This window comes from Aquimarina sp., from assembly GCF_977115655.1.
Window position 1 is genome coordinate 42,625 of record NZ_CDSBKO010000015.1, and the last position, 18,064, is coordinate 60,688.

The 18,064-nt window shown below is 34.0% G+C and carries 16 protein-coding genes; 10 read left to right on the top strand and 6 right to left on the bottom strand.

The genetic code is table 11. The features are described from left to right. Positions 1-25 precede the first annotated feature (25 nt). On the top strand, positions 26-739 hold the full coding sequence (locus tag ACZIYX_RS08510) for a tRNA1(Val) (adenine(37)-N6)-methyltransferase (RefSeq protein WP_462681790.1): 714 nt from the start codon (positions 26-28) through the stop codon (positions 737-739). A gap of 142 nt (positions 740-881) precedes the next feature. Here ACZIYX_RS08510 and ACZIYX_RS08515 read toward each other — a convergent pair whose 3' ends face one another. Next, positions 882-1,196 carry a hypothetical protein gene (locus ACZIYX_RS08515; RefSeq protein ID WP_462681791.1) on the bottom strand — a complete coding sequence of 105 codons (315 nt, stop codon included), beginning with the start codon at positions 1,194-1,196 and terminating at the stop codon, positions 882-884. A gap of 623 nt (positions 1,197-1,819) precedes the next feature. On the opposite strand from ACZIYX_RS08515, the gene ACZIYX_RS08520 reads away from it, so the two are divergent. Next, complete coding sequence (locus tag ACZIYX_RS08520) at positions 1,820-2,998, top strand: acyl-CoA dehydrogenase family protein (protein ID WP_462681792.1); 1,179 nt, start codon at positions 1,820-1,822, stop codon at positions 2,996-2,998. A 215-nt stretch (positions 2,999-3,213) separates the two neighbouring features. On the opposite strand, the gene ACZIYX_RS08525 is transcribed toward ACZIYX_RS08520, so the two are convergent. Beyond that, on the bottom strand, positions 3,214-3,453 hold the full coding sequence (locus tag ACZIYX_RS08525) for a hypothetical protein (RefSeq protein WP_462681793.1): 240 nt from the start codon (positions 3,451-3,453) through the stop codon (positions 3,214-3,216). A 340-nt stretch (positions 3,454-3,793) separates the two neighbouring features. Here ACZIYX_RS08525 and ACZIYX_RS08530 point away from each other — a divergent pair, with 340 nt between their 5' ends. Beyond that, positions 3,794-4,378, top strand: coding sequence for a hypothetical protein (locus ACZIYX_RS08530; protein ID WP_462681794.1), 585 nt, complete (start codon positions 3,794-3,796; stop codon positions 4,376-4,378). 156 nt (positions 4,379-4,534) lie between these two features. On the opposite strand, the gene ACZIYX_RS08535 is transcribed toward ACZIYX_RS08530, so the two are convergent. Both ACZIYX_RS08535 and ACZIYX_RS08540 read right to left on the bottom strand, forming a co-directional pair. Next, on the bottom strand, positions 4,535-5,287 hold the full coding sequence (locus ACZIYX_RS08535; RefSeq protein ID WP_462681795.1) for a hypothetical protein: 753 nt from the start codon (positions 5,285-5,287) through the stop codon (positions 4,535-4,537). A gap of 4 nt (positions 5,288-5,291) precedes the next feature. Beyond that, positions 5,292-5,876: an RNA polymerase sigma factor gene (locus ACZIYX_RS08540; RefSeq protein ID WP_462681796.1), complete on the bottom strand. Its 585-nt coding sequence runs from the start codon at positions 5,874-5,876 to the stop codon at positions 5,292-5,294. A 989-nt stretch (positions 5,877-6,865) separates the two neighbouring features. Between ACZIYX_RS08540 and ACZIYX_RS08545 the strand changes: the two genes are divergently transcribed. From ACZIYX_RS08545 to ACZIYX_RS08565, 5 genes are all read left to right on the top strand, one after another. Further along, the gene (locus tag ACZIYX_RS08545; protein WP_462681797.1) at positions 6,866-10,369 is read left to right on the top strand and encodes a tetratricopeptide repeat protein; all 3,504 of its coding nucleotides are present in this window, start codon (positions 6,866-6,868) and stop codon (positions 10,367-10,369) included. A gap of 612 nt (positions 10,370-10,981) precedes the next feature. Then, positions 10,982-11,659, top strand: a complete 678-nt coding sequence (locus ACZIYX_RS08550; protein WP_462681798.1) for a glycerophosphodiester phosphodiesterase — start codon at positions 10,982-10,984, stop codon at positions 11,657-11,659. Next, entirely contained in the window at positions 11,656-12,870 is a 1,215-nt protein-coding gene (locus ACZIYX_RS08555; RefSeq protein WP_462681835.1) for a BaiN/RdsA family NAD(P)/FAD-dependent oxidoreductase, read from the top strand. The genes ACZIYX_RS08550 and ACZIYX_RS08555 overlap by 4 nt, the downstream gene beginning before the upstream one ends. Positions 12,871-13,102: 232 nt before the next feature. Further along, on the top strand, positions 13,103-13,657 hold the full coding sequence (locus ACZIYX_RS08560) for a DUF1697 domain-containing protein (protein ID WP_462681799.1): 555 nt from the start codon (positions 13,103-13,105) through the stop codon (positions 13,655-13,657). Positions 13,658-13,735: 78 nt separating this feature from the next. Then, on the top strand, positions 13,736-14,524 hold the full coding sequence (locus ACZIYX_RS08565) for a hypothetical protein (protein WP_462681800.1): 789 nt from the start codon (positions 13,736-13,738) through the stop codon (positions 14,522-14,524). A gap of 301 nt (positions 14,525-14,825) precedes the next feature. Here ACZIYX_RS08565 and ACZIYX_RS08570 read toward each other — a convergent pair whose 3' ends face one another. Together ACZIYX_RS08570 and ACZIYX_RS08575 are read right to left on the bottom strand one after the other, a co-directional pair. After that, positions 14,826-15,395 (bottom strand): TetR/AcrR family transcriptional regulator, encoded by a 570-nt coding sequence (locus ACZIYX_RS08570; protein ID WP_462681801.1) that lies wholly within the window; start codon positions 15,393-15,395, stop codon positions 14,826-14,828. A gap of 27 nt (positions 15,396-15,422) precedes the next feature. Continuing rightward, positions 15,423-15,896, bottom strand: coding sequence for a TspO/MBR family protein (locus ACZIYX_RS08575; RefSeq protein ID WP_462681802.1), 474 nt, complete (start codon positions 15,894-15,896; stop codon positions 15,423-15,425). Positions 15,897-15,995: 99 nt separating this feature from the next. On the opposite strand from ACZIYX_RS08575, the gene ACZIYX_RS08580 reads away from it, so the two are divergent. Beyond that, a complete protein-coding gene (locus tag ACZIYX_RS08580; RefSeq protein WP_462681803.1) occupies positions 15,996-17,081 on the top strand; it encodes a diphosphomevalonate decarboxylase in 1,086 nt (361 codons plus the stop codon). 45 nt (positions 17,082-17,126) lie between these two features. After that, on the top strand, positions 17,127-18,062 hold the full coding sequence (locus ACZIYX_RS08585; protein WP_462681804.1) for a mevalonate kinase family protein: 936 nt from the start codon (positions 17,127-17,129) through the stop codon (positions 18,060-18,062). Positions 18,063-18,064 lie beyond the last annotated feature (2 nt).

Consider the following 18,064-nt stretch of genomic DNA (forward strand, 5'->3'; position numbering starts at 1 on the left):
AACATGTTTAGGATATGTTATTGCTATGAATAAGCCTTTTCAATTCAAAGAATTTACCGTTCAGCAGGATCGTTGTGCAATGAAAATTGGCACAGATGGCGTACTACTTGGTGCCTGGGTACCAATCAAAGAATCTGTAATTTCTGTTTTAGATATAGGAACGGGAACAGGGGTGATTGCATTAATGGCAGCACAACGTTGCCATGCAGAGATTATTGATGCTCTGGAAATAGATGCAGATGCTTATGAACAGGCAGTCGAAAATTTTGAAGAATCTTTTTGGGGAGACCGGTTGTTTTGCTACCATGCATCATTTCAGGAATTTGTAGAAGAAATAGAGGATACATACGATTTATTGATTAGTAATCCTCCTTTTTATGTAGAAGAGTATAAATCTTCTGACCTAAAAAGAGATATAGCCAGATTTGAAGATGCTTTGCCTTTTGAACATTTGTTAACAGGAGGAGCAAAATTGTTGTCGGATAAAGGGCAATTTGCATTAATCTTACCATATAAAGAAGAAGAAAGGATTCTTACTATAGCTGAACAAGCAGGTTTGTTTCCTCAAAAAATTACCCGTGTAAAAGGAACGCCATCTTCTGAAATTAAAAGAAGTTTGTTGTTATTAGGGAAAGAACGACAATATTTTGAACCAGATGAGTTAATTATAGAAAACTCCAGACACCAATATACCCAGGCATATATTAACCTTACCAAAGATTTTTATGTAAAAATGTAAAAAACTATTTCTAATATAAAATACTGTAAAACAAGCATATAAAAAAAGGAAGATATATTGCAACCTTCCTTTTCTAAATTCAATCACTCTACAAAGTTTAACTTTTTTGTCATAAAGTAAAACTCTTAATTTTCAATGAAGTTTATTTTTTAGAAACCCAGTTTCCATCTGCATCGCAGTAAACTTCCATCTCTTTATCACCTTGCTTTATTATCAATTTGAATTCTGATGCATCTTCTTTAGCACCGGCACTTTCAATTGTAGCTCCTGCATAATCTTTTGCTACAGCATCCAGAACTGGTTGAGGTAGGTTTTCAACGGCAAGATCAATATATTTATCTTGCATAGGTATAATTATCTCTGCATTGTCATTAAACGCTACTTCTTGAGCATTTATAGTTTGAGTTCCTGCAAATAATCCAAAAGCTAATACTGGTAATACAAATAAATTTTTCATTTTTATAAATTTAAGTTTTAATATTCTTTGTATATATACTGTTATGCTTTTATCTAAAGGAATAATTATGCCACTTGGACAACGGAGTATTGAATTGTTTTTAAATAATTGTTGCTCAGTTATTTGTATGTTACACTGAAGCTTTATTGTGTTTTTTGGAAACAAGGTTTTGTGTAGAAAAAAACTATAAGTTGCGGAATTTGTACACGAATTTCAGTGTAATCTTTAGGACTAAAAAAAGGATAAGCATAAAAAAGAACAAATCAGGTTTGCTTTTTTTCAAATAGAATAGATTGCAATAATTTTTGTTTTACAAAAAAAATCAAATTGACCTTTTTTTAAAGAAAAAATACATATAATGGTTATGTATTAAGTCTTTTTTGATTCAAATAGATTAAATTTATCATAATAATGATCTGTTGGTTTTAAAAATGACAAAAAAATTGGTTGCTTTTTTTTCATTACCTACATTTGTTTAGCACTAGTGTACAGTGCCTTTTGAAAATATTTGAAAAGATTACGTAATAGGACATGACAAAATTTTTGATCTATGATAGTATAGAGCAAAATAATGATTATGTATATTATATCTTGCTGTTGAAAAACAATAAATAAAAAAACAGATGAAACCAGACTTATTCCAGGCGCCAGATTATTACCAGCTAGACGAATTGTTAAGCGAGGAACATAAAATGGTTAGAGATGCTGCTCGTAGTTGGGTAAAACGCGAAGTGTCTCCTATTATAGAAGATTTTGCACAACGAGCAGAGTTTCCTAAGCAAATTATTAGCGGGCTTGCAGAAATTGGAGCTTTTGGTCCTTATATACCAGAGGAATATGGCGGAGCTGGATTAGACCAGATAAGTTATGGTTTGATTATGCAAGAAATAGAACGAGGAGACTCTGGTGTGCGGTCTACATCTTCTGTACAATCCTCATTAGTAATGTATCCTATTTGGAAGTATGGCTCTGAAGAACAACGAAAAAAATATTTGCCTAAATTGGCATCGGGAGAGTTTATAGGGTGTTTTGGCCTTACAGAGCCGGATCATGGATCTAATCCGGGAGGGATGACTACTAATTTTAAAGATATGGGAGATCATTACCTTTTAAATGGAGCTAAACTTTGGATATCTAATGCTCCATTTGCAGATATTGCAGTAGTATGGGCAAAAAATGAAGAAGGAAGGATTTATGGGTTAGTAGTAGAAAGGGGTATGGAAGGGTTTACCACTCCAGAAACACATAATAAATGGTCACTGCGAGCATCTGCAACAGGAGAGTTGATATTTGATAATGTAAAAGTTCCAAAAGAAAATTTATTGCCTAATAAAAGCGGGCTTGGAGCACCGTTGGGATGTTTGGATTCTGCTCGATATGGTATCGCATGGGGAGCCATTGGTGCCGCTATGGATTGTTATGATACCGCATTACGATACGCAAAAGAGCGTATACAATTTGATAAACCTATTGGGGCAACACAATTGCAACAAAAGAAACTTGCCGAAATGATTACCGAAATAACCAAAGCACAATTACTGGCTTGGCGATTAGGAGTGCTAAGAAATGAAGGTAAAGCTACTAGTGCGCAAATTTCTATGGCAAAACGTAACAATGTAGAAATGGCAATAAAAATAGCAAGAGAAGCCAGACAAATTCTGGGAGGAATGGGGATTACAGGCGAATATAGTATTATGCGCCACATGATGAACCTGGAAAGTGTTATTACTTATGAAGGAACACATGATATCCATTTATTGATAACAGGAATGGATATTACCGGGATGTCTGCCTTTAAATAATATACTACCATAAAATAGTAGGATAACCAAAACTTTTGAAAATCAATATTTTACTTTTCAAAAGTTTTGGTTAACACATCTTTTTAAATCCGGAGAATACCATGTTTAAGGTTAAAACAATACTAATAAATTATTCCTTTTTCAAAGTTAAACATGGTATTAAATGGAATAAAAAATATTCCTCAGTAGGTTTTGAATCTAAGACAGATTAGAGTTTACCCTGGCAAAAAAGTATGATTCTCTTTTCTTTCTTTAGTAAAAAAGCCAAACTTAAACCCTACTGTTTTAACATATATATAGCTTTGCATGCTACAATCATATTCTAAAGGAGCATTTAAAGCTTTCATAGTTTTGATGGTTCTATAAAGCTTTGTTTTTGAAATACCTAATCGTTTAGCTAATTCTACAGGGTTTCCTGTGGCTTTCATACGAACCAGTTGATCGATTCGTTCCATAAGCTCAATGTTTTTCATGATAACGTTCATAACTATTTATTTAAAGACTGAATTATTTTATTAATCAATATTTATCTTTGGGGATTTTATAAGTGTATGTCTTTACAACAGGTTATGTTACCATGATATGGTGTTTTTAACATAAAAAAAAGAATATGAGGTTTTTATTAAATCAATGTTGAAGTGTAAAAGAAGATTAGTTTTTTATTAATACGATCAACAATAAACAATATTAGGGCAAACCATAAAACTAAATAAAAGCCTCATATTCAGTGAGTTTACTAATTAACTGGCTATAATAATAAATAGTGATTTTTGTAGCAGAAAAATACTTTATAATATGAAAGATGATTTTAAAAAAAATTATGATTTTGAATTACGCCTAGCTTCTGAAACTGAAATAATGTCTCTTGTTGGGTATTTGGCAAGAAAGAATTGGGAAAGATCCCAAAAAAATGAAAATGATATAGAATTATATGCTAATGAACCCGAAACGCTGGATATAATAGCCAAAGAAGAAAAGATAATTCTTGATTTAATAAAAAATAAGGTTCTAGTACAGGATTATAAAAAATATAACGCTTCTATTTTTGTTTACAACTATATAAGGGAGCAAAGCAAAGGTGTTATAGCTACGATTACCCTTCGGGTTATTAAAACAAAAGAAGGAATGAGGTCTTTGGATCATGAAGAGGTTATTTTGGACTTGAAGAATTTAAAGAAAATAATGCAGGACGAAAAACTACATGGTAAAGGGCGTCCTAAGGGGCCAGGCCAAAGAGCTTTTCAAAAAACAATCGAAGTAGATAAATATTTGGAGGATAACCCTAAAAAAGATATGGAAGATATTTGTAAAAAATTTGGCATTTCCAAATCCACTTATTACAGAACCAAATTGTGGTTAAAAGGAAAAGCAGTTTTGTAGATGTTAACCCCTTATCAAGGGTTTAATTCCTAACGGATTACCTCAAAATAAAATATATTTTTAAAGGCATACCTTGGAGCTCGCTTTGAGAAATAGTTTGGGAAATACTAAAACCTTAATAAAGTAATATTAAAAAAGGAAATACGGTAATCTTAATTATTTTTCCATTGCCATAAGCAATCGATGTGCTTTATTTTTATAGGCACCGTTATATTGTATGATTTCTTTAAGCAGGGTTTTAGTTTTTCCGGACTTGTTTAATTTTAAGTAAGTTAGCGATAAGTACCATTGGGCAATTTCGTAGTATTTTCCTTTGCCGGTTATGGTTTTAAATTCTTTAGCGGCTTTTTCTTCTTGATTTGTATTTAGATAGCTATTGCCCAAATATATTTGTAAAGCTTGATGTTCTTTTAACCCGGGATGTTTTTCTAGTGTATAGACCACAGAGTCATAAGATCCGTTGTTGTAATGTTTAACAACTTTTTCTGCATCTTTGTTGACTTTTCCCCTAATTATATCTTCAACGGGATAAGGTTCATAATAGGCGCTATACAAGTCCAAATCCCGTGTTTGATTTTTGGTGTATACTATATGCCATAATAAAACCCCTACTCCCGATAACACAACTATAGAAGCAGCAATCTTAAATAAAGAAAACCTATTGGTTAACAAAGCAGTATTGGCAGTTTCTTCTTGTTTTATTTTAGCACTAATACTTATTAATTTTTCTTTAAAAGCAAGAGTGTCCTGATCTGCAAGAATAGTGTGCATTATCCTGTGTTTTTCTACCTCTTGTTGTAACTCTGTATTGGCGGTTAGTTCTTGTTCAAAAGCAATAGAATCCTCTGTGGACAACGAATTGCTGAGGTACGCTTCTATTTTTTCAAATATTTCCGGGGTTCTTTCCATAAATCTATTCTTTTACAGGGTTATCTTGTAACTCTGGATATACAGGGTCTTTTTCTATCATTTCTATCAAATGCCGCTTACATTCAAACTTTTTCTTTCGGGTATACCCTTCAGAATACCCTGTTATTTTTGCAATTTCCTTCATGCTCATTCCTTGAAAAAGTAAGCAAAGTACCTCACGGCAAGTATTGCTTAGTCTTAAAAAATACTTATAATATATATATTCCTGTTCTTTGCATTCTAAATCTTTAAGAACAGCAGGACTTATAATTTTAATATCCTCGGGTAAATATTCTGTAAGTACCAGTCTTTTATTTTTTCTTACTTTGTTTCGCCAAATATTTTTACACACACCATAAAAATAAGTGCGAATAGACGAATGTATCTCCAGAGAATCTGTTTTTAATTTCTGATAGATAAAAATCATCGCGTCTTGAAAAACATCCTCTACATCCTCTTCATTACCAAGATTTTGTAGTATATACTTTCGTACATAAGGCAGGTTTTTTTTATAAAATTTTGTTATGGTCATTTCATCTCCTGCAACGATACCTTCCAAAATTTTCTGCTCTTCGGTAGTATTACTCATAAGTATATGTTCTATAGTTGAGGATTGTTACCTTTTAAATAAATTAATCGGACAGTAAAAGTAACAAATTTAGTTTCTTTGCTATTAATCTTAAAGAGAAATCATTACTGAAAACCTTATTTTTATAATCGATTTTGAGGAGTACTTATAAAATTGAGCACCCTTCGAGTACCTCACCCTTCGGTTCTGGTGGGCAGAGGCACTCGAAGCGCATCCTTCGAGTACCTCAGGGTTCGGTTCTGGTGGGCTAAGGCATTCGAAATTAACCCTTCGAGTACCTCAGGGTTCGGTTCTGGTGGGCTGAGGCATTCGAAATTAATCCTTCGAGTACCTCAGGGTTCGGTTCTGGTGGGCTGAGGCACTCGAAGCGCATCCTTCGAGTACCTCAGGGTTCGTGGTTGCAGTGGGCAGAGGCACTCGAAGCGCACCCTTCGAGTAACCTCACTCTTCGGTTCTGGTGGGCAGAGGCATTCGAAATTAACCCTTCGAGTACCTCAGGGTTCGTGGTTGCAGTGGGCAGAGGCACTCGAAGCGCATCCTTCGAGCATCTCAGGGTTCGTGGTTGCAGTGGGCAGAGGCACTCGAAGCGCATCCTTCGAGAACCTCAGGGTTCGTGGTTGCAGTGGGCAGAGGCACTCGAAGCGCATCCTTCGAGTAACCTCAGGGTTCGGTTCTGGTGGGCAGAGGCACTCGAAGCGCATTCTTCGAGAACCTCAGGGTTCGGTTCTGGTGGGCTGAGGCATTCGAAGCGCACCCTTCGAGTAACCTCAGGGTTCGGTTCTGGTGGGCAGAGGCACTCGAAGCGCATCCTTCGAGTAATCTCAGGGTTCGGTTCTGGTGGGCTGAGGCTCTCGAAGTCCACCCATTCGAGCACCTTCAGGATTCGTGGTTGCAGTGGGCAGAGGCTCTCGAAGCCCGGAAAACACAAAAAGAAAATAAAAAATAAGAAAAGAATATAAATGGGAATACCGATACTACCACATAAAACAATGGTATATTTTATAAGGGGTTTAGTTTTTTTATGTACCATTTTTGGATATAGCCAAAAAGCAACCGATACTATTGTTGCGGCCCAATATTTTACAAAAGCGGACTCGCTTTTAACACAGACGAGGTATACACAATCGGTAGCGCTTTTTAAAGAAGCACTACCTATCTATCAAAAAGCAAAAGCATGGGAAAGAGTAGCACGATGTTATAATAAAATAGCCGAAAGCTATATCCTAGATTCTAAATATGAAGAATCTTTAAAGAATGCTAATAAGGCATTAGAGATTAGTACAACATACTTAAGCAGAAATAAAAGAGAAAAGGCGTATACATATTACAATTTAGGGAAATACCATGCTTTACATCATTCAGATTATAAAACAGCTTTAGATTTTTTTCAAAAAACACTACAAATTCGATTAGCCATTTTACCAAAAAATCACCCGCTTATTGCAAATGCATATAGTAATTTTAGTTGGATATATCAGCTAATGAGAGAATATGATAAAGCAATGCAGTACGAACAAAAAGCTTTGGATTTGAGGATTAAAATTTTTGGAGAAAATCATCATAGCACCTCAGGTTCTTATTATACTATAGGTGCTATCCATTTTTATTTGCAAGAATATGATACTGCATTGCAGTACTTTTTTAAAACATTAAATATTCAAAAAAAAGTATTGGATAGTAATCATGTTGAAATAGGTAATTCTATATTCAGTATAGGTCTAACATATTATAGAAAAGAAGAGTTTGATAACGCCTTACTATATTTTAAAGAGTCCCTAGTTGTAAGAAGTAAAATATTAGATGAAAATCACACAGAAATTGCAAATAATAATGATCACATTGGACGAGTGTATAGAAAAAAAGGAGAATATGATAAAGCACTTTTTTACTTTAAAAAAAGATTATTTATTTTAAGGAATATTTATGGAGAAGAACATTCTTTGATTGCGAGCGCCTTCAATTTAATAGGAATTTGTTATAAACAAAAAGGGGAATATGATAAAGCATTGATATATTATAATAAAGCGGTTGCTATTAGAAATAATTTATCTGAACAGGATAAGAAAAAGTCCTACACAGTTTATAATAATATAGGGGTTATATACAAATATAGAGGAGAATATGATAAAGCCTTAAAGTATTATAAAAAAGCACTTCATGCTAATGTTAAAAGAGGAAAGAAATATGATTACTTAGTAGCTCTTAATTATAATAATATAGGGAATATATACCGGTTAAAAGGGGATTATAAGCAATCACTATTATATTATAAAAGAGCCTTAGGTATACGAACAAAGTTATTTGATAAAAATAATTCTGAAATAGCAGAAACATATAATGATATAGGAGCGTTATATCATGCTAAAAAGCAATACGATTCTGCACTATATTATTATAACAAGTCCTTAAAGATCAGGACTTACGTATTTAAGGAGAAGCATCCGGATGTAGCAAGTTCGTATGAAACTCTTGCAAATACGTATTTTGAAATAAAGGATTATACCACAGCAAAAGAGAACTACCAAAAAGTATTAGAAATACGGCGCAGTATATTTGGAGAATACCACCCCAAAGTAGCCCTTACCTATACTCATATAGCAAACGTATATGTTGCACAAAAAGACGTTGCCAAAGGTTTGGAGTATTATCAAAAAGCAATACAATCTAATTATATTCCAAAAGATGCCATTGCTAAAAACAAACTCAATATAGAGCAATATCGGGATCCGAATATCTTGTTAACCACCCTGAAAGATCAGGCAGCAGCGTATGTATATAGTTATGAGAAAAATAAGAAGGTAGAGGATCTTAAAAAAGCAAATAGTATCTATCAAAAAGCAGATACCGTAATTAATTATATTAGGCAAACCTATACCAATTATCAGGATAAAGTAGCTTTTGCCCAAAAAGCAAAAAAAGTATACCAAGGAGCAATAAAAGGACAGCTTTTACAGTATGCTTTACAAAAAGATCCCAAATATCTGGAGCAAGCCTTTTATTTTGCCGAAAAAAGCAAGGCGAATACCTTACAAGAAATCTTAACAGAATCTAATGCTAAAAAATTTACGGGATTGCCTGCAAATCTGGCAGCTTTAGAAAAACAGTTGCGTATCGATAGATCCTTTTACCAATCTAAAATTACAGAGGAGCGTACCGGGATCAAGATAGACTCCTCAAAAATCACTACTTATGAAAACCAGCTTTTTGCCATTGCCAGACAGCAGGATTCCATAACAGAAGTGTTAGAAAAAAAATATCCAAAATACTACCGGTTAAAACATCAAAAAAACAGCAACAGTATTGGGGATATACAACGTAATTTAGGGGAGCATACCTCTCTTTTAGAATTTTTTACAACAGATAGTACTACCTATGTATTCACGATATCCAAAAATAAAAACACCGTACACGAGTTAAAAACACCACATCTTACTACTATGGTAGAAAAACTGCGAGAGGCAATTATCGGTCAGGAGATAAGCGAATATAAAAAGGCAGCACATACCTTATATACCCAACTTATTGCCCCTGTAGCAGACCAATGCACAGGCGATCAACTCCTTATTATACCCGATGGGCCTTTATGGCATCTTAATTTTGAGTTGTTGCTTACTAAAAATGATACTTCTAACGATCCTGCAAAGTTGTCCTATTTACTTAGGGATTTTGCGATATCGTATGCAAATTCGGCAAACGTATTATTTTCAAGAGACAATAAAAATATATCTTCAAAAAAGAAACAGGAGTGTTTGGCATTTTCATTTTCAGATAGTGTGCAAGCGACCAAAACCAATACGATGCGTCTTGCAGCATTAAGAGATGCAGGAGAGGATCTGCCCGGCACACGCAAAGAGATCAGGGCAATATCGTCTATCATCGATGGGCAGTATTATTTTGGGGCAGAGGCAGTAGAAAAAAACTTTAAGAAAAACGCAAATGCATATTCGATATTGCATCTTGCTTTGCATGGCGAGGTAGATAATGAGCGACCAGAAAACTCTAAGTTGTATTTTACCAAAAGTACCGATACGATCGAAGATAATATGCTGTATAGTCACGAGTTATTTGCATTGGATATTCCAGCAGAGCTTACCGTACTTAGTGCATGTAATACCGGTACAGGTAAAGTAGCCAAGGGTGAGGGGATTATGAGTTTGGGTACAGCTTTTCAATACGCAGGTACCAAAAGTTTGGTGCTAACCAGTTGGGAGGTATCGGATCAAACCACTCCAGAGATTATGCAACATTTTTATACCAATTTAAAAGCGGGAATGAATAAAGCAAAAGCATTACAGCAAGCAAAATTACAATATCTGGCAACCGCAAATATACACCGAACCCAACCTTTTTATTGGGCAGGATTTTATCTGGTAGGCGATGCAGCACCAATCCCTTTTAGTAATAACACACTTTTATATTGGATTCTGGGATTGGGAATATTAAGTATTATAATCTTGATTCTGTTTTGGTATCGCAAAAGAATAAAAACGTAGAGGGATACTCAAAAATTGGGCACCCTTCGAGAACCTCAGGGTTCGTAGTGGTTATATATCGTGGGCTGAGGCTCTCGAAGTCCACCCATTCGAGCACCTTCAGGGTTCGTGGTTGCAGTGGGCAGAGGCTCTCGAAGCCCATCCAGAGCTGGTGGTTATACGTTGCAGGCAGAGGTTCTCGAAACCCAGCACTATATTTACCATTCCCGTAACTTATTTTATGTCCCCAGCTATACAGAACCCTTTCCCGGCAATAAAAAATGCTTCCCGTAGGTATGTTTACCATTCCCGTAAGTACAATAACTCTCCCCAGCAGTTAGCAATGCTCTCCCGGCACTATAAAACCCTTTCCCAGCGGTGTAGTACCTCTTCCCGGCAATCAAAAGTATCGTCCCAGTTGCTGGGGTCAAGTATACTAAGGGTTGGAGTACTCAAAACTCACTCTTTGAGTACCTCAGGATTCGTGGTTGCAGTGGGCTGAGGCACTCGAAGCCCAGAAGATACAAAACGAGAAAAAAAATACAACTTCCAAATCCTTACAAACTATATATTATAATAATATAATATAACAAAAGATATAGTAACTTGGCAGAAAAGAAAAAGTATACTCTCATGAAAATATTTGGGCATCGCGGAGCAGCAGGTTTAGCTGCAGAAAATACATTAGAGTCTATTGCAGTTGCTTTACAACATAAGGTAGATGGTATCGAGATAGATGTGCATTGTTGTAAAAGCGGGGAGCTAGTAGTTATTCATGACGAAACATTAGACAGAACCACCAGTGGTAAAGGAAGCGTAGCAAACTATACTTTGCAAGAACTACAGCAGTTTACTACCAGCGAGGGGTTTTTAATCCCTACTCTGGATCAGGTTTTGGATCTTATAGATGCAAAATGTGTACTTAATGTAGAATTAAAAGGAGAAAATACAGCCGCTCCTGCTATAACTTTATTAGAAAAACACATAAAAAATAGCAATTGGCGGTACGAAGATTTTATATTATCCAGTTTTGATCCTCCGCAGTTATTTGAAGTAAAAATGATTACTGCTAATTTTAGGGTAGGAGTGCTAACCGAGCAAAATATAGCCAATGCGTTACATATAGCAAGAGAGCTGAATGCATTTTCGGTACACCCTCCTATAGCTTTCTTAACCCGGGATGCCGTAAAACGAGCAAAAGAGCAAGGATACAAAGTGTATGTTTGGACAGTAAATACAAAAACACAAATCGAGCAATCAAAAATCTGGAAAGTAGATGGTATCATTACAGATTTTCCGAATTTTGTATAATGATGTATGATGTAATAATTGTTGGTGGCGGTGCTGCCGGGTTTTTTACAGCTATTAATGTAGCAGAAAATAATCCAAAACTAAAGATCGCTATCTTAGAACGAGGCAAAGAAGTATTGTCCAAAGTTCGTGTTTCTGGCGGAGGGCGATGCAATGTAACCCATGCAGAGTTTATACCAAATGAATTAAGTAAAAACTATCCCAGAGGAGAAAAAGAACTTAAAGGGCCTTTTCATACCTTTATGACAGGCGATACTATGGATTGGTTCGATCGACGGGGAGTAGCACTTAAGATCGAGGAGGACGGAAGGGTGTTTCCGGTTTCAGACTCTTCTTTAACCATTATCGAATGTTTTTTGTCGGAAGCAAAACGACTTGGAATTGAAATTTTAAAAAACCATGCGGTTAAAGATTTTTATTTAAAAGATGACGAATGGGTAGTACAAACCAGTCAGGGTAATTTTGTAACCACAAAGCTAATGATTGCTACAGGCAGTAACCCCAAAATATGGAAACACTTGCAGGATCTAGGACATGAAATCCTGGATGCGGTGCCATCCTTATTTACCTTTAATAGCAAAGATCCCAGAATCAAAGATTTGCCAGGAGTGGTAACCAATGCTGCTATAAAAGTTAAAGACTCAAAATTATCTAGCGAGGGACCTTTGTTAATTACCCACTGGGGAATGAGTGGTCCTGCAATACTCAAACTTTCAGCTTGGGGCGCTATAGAACTTCATGCAAAAGAGTATAATTTTGAAATCGTAGTAAACTGGTTGCAACACCAGACACAGCAAGAAGCTTTGGATATGTTGGGGACCCTTAAAGAAACCTGTCCAAAACAACAAATATATACCTATACACAATTCGAATTACCAAAAAGATTATGGCAAAGCTTAGTTCTGGCTTCAGATATAGAAAAAGATACCCGATGGGCAGATGCCAATAAATCCCAATTAAATGCTTTATCTCAACAACTAACACAAGGAGTGTTTAAAATAAAAGGAAAAAGTACTTTTAAAGAAGAATTTGTAACTGCAGGGGGGATTGATCTTAAAGAGGTAAACTTTAAAACCTTTGAAAGTAAAAAATATAAGAATTTGTATTTTGCAGGAGAAGTATTGAATATTGATGCAATTACAGGAGGGTTTAATTTTCAAAACGCATGGACAGGAGCTTTTATAGCTGCACAAGCAATATCATCAAGCTAATTTTGTAGCGATAAAAAATGTTTGTTATATTAGTTATATCAACCTAAGTTAGTATCTGATTAAGTTTATATTGAAGCAGAAAAGGAAAAGGCTTTTTATTACTGTAAAATCAATAAACAGAGAGTAAGAATATAAGGTATACTTCTGGGAATGAGACCGCGAATAAGGGACTCAAAGTATAAATGGTATTGTATTATGTTTGTTGAAGAATAATAAATTCAGAAAAAATTATATGAAAACATATATTGCTTTATTAAGAGGGATCAATGTAAGTGGACAAAAAATAATAAAGATGACAGATCTTAAATCCATGTTCGAAGATTTAGGCTTTACCTCTGTACTTACATATATACAGAGTGGAAATGTGATTTTTAAGAATGAAGAAATAAACTCAAAAGAGATAAGTGCAATTATAGAACAGGAAATCCTTAAAAAATTTGGCTTTGAGGTCTCAGTTTTGGTACTAACCAAGGAGGAGTTGGCAGATATTCATGATAATAACCCATATTCAGAAAAACTAAAAACTGAAAAAATCGACAGTAAAAACATGTATTTTACTCTTCTCTCTACTATGCCAAATCCTCAAGGAGTACAAGAACTAATATCTAATTCATACAAACCAGAAGAATTTATCATAAAAAGCAATGTGATATACTTTTATGCAGCAAATAGTTATGGAAAAACAAAGCTGACTAACAATTTCTTTGAAAAAAAACTGAAATCTGCTGCAACCACCCGGAACTTGAAAACTATAATCAAATTATTGGATTTGAGTAATTTGATATAGACAGTTACTATATAAACATTAGTTATTCTGTGTAATTTTTTGTACCTTAATAAGGTATAACCAATCCCCAAATTTAATATGAAAAAAATTACACTTGTATTAACCGTCATTTTTTTATTTAATGGTTTTGTAAAGGGATATGCATTTAATGAAGAGGATCCTGTAAAAAAAATATTGGTAGATTATATCAATAGGATGAATGCATTAACTCAAGGAACCCTAAAAGAAGACGTATTGAATTTATTTGATGATAAGTATAGAGGAAATACCGTTTATGTAAACTTATCAGGAGCCTTAGTGAGAAAAAATTATGAAAAAAAAGATATTTCTTCTCAATTAGATGATATTGTCAATGATAACAATTATAAGTTTAAACTAACACTGGACAAAATTGTTTTTCAAAACCAAAAAGAAAAAGCAGGAACCGTTTCTGCTGTGATAAATTATGAATCCTATATAAATAAAAAAATTGCCGAAAAAGGAACTATGCTAATGGATATAGTTGCAGTAAGATCTAATGGCAGTTGGAGGATTGTTCAAAATAATATGATTAGGATTTCTGAAGCAAAAGATATAGGAGAGTGTGTCTGCTATGTATATGAAAAAGGAACAACCAAATTTGTAACCGAAATATATTACCCTTCAGGAATTGAGTATAGCCAGGAACTTAATTCTTTTATGATAATGACCAAAAACAATAAACGTATTATTAAATCCAGTAATACAGAGTTTTATTGGGATAAATATACCGGAAAAATAGCCTTAAAAGGAGAAGGAATCGGAAAAGCAAACGATTCCAGAAAAGCGGTAGAACTTGTTTTAAAAAAACTGTATAAAGATTCCTGCGTGAATATTATGTTTAATTAATACTTGTTTCAAGATTAAATTGAAATTACTATTTTGAGAATCCAATTTTAATGGATTCTCAAAATAGTAATATACCAACCTAATACCATTTTAACTTTGAAATAGTGCGTATAGAAATTGAATTTATTTTTTAAGTATTCAAGGCAAAAAATTTGTACCAGACTTGATCTGGTATCAAGCATAGCTGTAGTTACGGTTATATTTTTTAACGAAGAATAGAGGAAAAAGAAATAATTTATTAGTGCTATTTCAAAGTTAAAATACCATTAGATATTCATCAAAAAACAAACAATAAATAGTGTTAGATAATTGTTTGGTCCTTTAAGAATCCCCTCCAGGATATTTCAATAGCTTGATTGATATGTTTTTCTTGTAATTTTATCTGTTCATTTTCATGAATTTTAACCAAGGATACTACATTTCCAAAAAATAATTCTTCCATTACCAAAGTATTATAAGACTTAAATACTTTTTGCTTAATTCCGTTCTTAAAATATTCTTCGAGTTCAATATAATATTGCCTTGCTTTGTCTTTTAACGATTGAGGGATTTCGGGAGAACGTGCAATCTGTTCAGAAAAGATAAAGGCAAGAGGATTGTTTATAAAATAATAAAAAAGGTTAAGCCACATAATAGTAAACTGTTTTTTTATATCATCTTCGGGGATATTACGCATAACAACAGTGCCAAAATCCTGTGCCAACATTATATAAAGCTCGGTTATAATTTCCTCTTTATTTTTAAAATGGTGGTAAACAGTCCCATTGGCAACTCCCGATTCTTTGATGATTTGAGATAGAGAAGTAGCACTAATCCCTTGTTTTGTTATTAATTCCAGAGTAGTCTGTAAGACTATTGCTTTTTTGCTCATATATAATCCTATTCCTTATTCTTTGTTTTAATTTAGTTGCCATATTCCAAAATTTAATGCAGTTGCAAAAGCAACCCAAACAATATAAGGGATAAGTAGGTAAGCCGCAGCAGAATTAACTACTGTAAACCATTTGATCGTAAACAATAGCAGGATAAACAGGGCTATTATATCCAGTAATGCGATCAAAGGGTTTTGTAATCCAAAGAAAAAAATGGACCACGCAGCATTGAGCAACAATTGAAACCCAAAGTGGTATAACGCAGTTTTTACCCATTTATGATAAAAACCTTTGCTCCAGACAATTCCGGCAGCGATTCCCATCATAACATACAGTAAGGTCCATACCGGTCCAAAAATCCAATTAGGAGGAGTAAAAGAAGGTTTGTTTAAGGTAGTATACCACGTATCAATAGAAGTTCGGGTAGCTATACTACTTAAAAATCCTATCAAAAAACATAATAGTACCGAGATACCGATACGAATTAACTTTTTCTTCATTTTTATTAGTTAGTATAGTACTAAAATAGCAATTTTTTACCACGAATACCCTTAAAATATACTATTGCACTTATCTTTGTTTAAAATTAATTGTAAGTTATGACAGATTACCCTGAGTTCGCCTCTTTAATAGTTTCAGAATTACCTGAATCGGGAGTAATAACCTGTACTTCCCCAAGTAACATTGCTTTGGTAAAATATTGGGGAAAAAGACCAGTGCAGATTCCTGAAAATGCATCTATTAGTTTTACCTTGGATAATTGTAAAACAACTACTGGTCTGCATTATAAAAAAAGAAATGTAGCGGGGGATAATTTTGATTTTGATCTTTTTTTTGAAGGAAAACCAAAACCAGATTTTAAACCCAAAATTCAAAGTTTTTTTGAAAGAACATATAAATACCTGCCTTTTTTAAAAGAATATACTTTTACAATCAAAACAACAAACACTTTTCCTCATAGTAGTGGTATTGCCTCTTCTGCTAGTGGTATGAGTGCCTTATCATATTGCCTGATGCAACTGGAGCAAAGTATAAACCCGAATATCTCTGAAGCAGAAATTTTAAGAAAATCTTCTTTTTTGGCCCGTTTAGGTTCTGGTAGTGCTTGCAGGAGCATCCAGGGGCCCGTTACTGTTTGGGGCAAACATCCGGACATTAAAGGAAGTAATGATGCCTATGCTGTGCCGTTTCCATTTTCAATTCATCAAAATTTTGATAACTATCAGGATACTATTTTATTGATAGATAAAGAAGAAAAACAAGTAAGCAGTACTGTAGGCCATGATTTAATGCACGGACATCCTTTTGCTGCCAAACGGTTCGAACAAGCTTCTGGAAATATTGTTTTATTAAAAGAAATATTGCAATCCGGAGATTTGGATGATTTTGTTAGAGTAGTAGAAAGTGAAGCATTAACATTACACGCTATGATGATGACTTCTTTGCCATATTTTATCCTAATGAAACCAAATACGTTGTCTGTAATTCAAAAAATTTGGGAATATCGTAATGCAACAGGATCTAAAGTTTGTTTTACATTAGATGCCGGGGCAAATGTGCATGTTTTATACCCGGATTCTGAAAAAAATCAAGTTTTAAGATTCATTACTAGCGAGTTAGTTGCGTATTGTCAAAATGGGCAGTATATTTGCGACAAAATAGGATGGGGAGCAAAAAAAATGTAACTTTATCCTTAGTAGGGAAACAAATTAGATATAATTACAAAAATAATGAAGGGACCGTTATTTTATTCTAAAATACTTTTGTTTGGTGAATATGGTATAATCAAAGATTCTAAAGGACTTTCTATACCCTATAATTTTTTTAAAGGAGCGCTTAAAGTCTCTGAAAACCCAAATCAGGAGGCTATACAATCAAATAAAAATCTTAAAAATTTTGCAGCGTATCTCGAAGATATCCAGAATAAAGGAGTTGTGCAGTTTGATTTAAAAAAGCTGCATCTCGATATTCAATCAGGAATGTATTTTGACAGTAGTATCCCCCAAGGATATGGAGTAGGGAGCAGTGGTGCTTTGGTAGCAGCTATTTATGATAAATATGCAGCCAATAAAATAACCGTATTAGAAAACCTTACCAGGGACAAACTATTAAAACTTAAAGAGATTTTTGGGTTGATGGAATCTTTTTTTCATGGTAGCAGTTCGGGCTTAGATCCATTAAACAGTTACCTTAGTTTACCTATCTTGATTCACTCTAAAGATAATATAGAACCAGCAGGTATACCTTCACAAAGCATAGAAAGTAAAAAAGGAGCAGTTTTTTTACTAGACAGTGGCATTGTGGGAGAAACAGCACCTATGGTTAGTATTTTTATGGAGAGTATGAAACAGGAAGGTTTTAGAAATATGCTTAAAAACCAGTTTGTTAAATATACAGATGCATGTGTTGACGATTTTTTAAAAGGAGATGTAAAATCTTTGTTTTTAAATATTAAAGAGCTTTCTCATGTGGTTTTGGATAATTTTAAACCTATGATTCCTAAACAGTTTCATAATTTATGGAAAAAAGGTATCGATACAAACGATTACTACCTTAAATTATGTGGTTCTGGAGGAGGAGGATATATTTTAGGATTTACGCAAGATTTTGATAAAGCACAAGCCTCTCTTAAGGATTATAAGCTAGAAGTAGTTTATACTTTTTAATA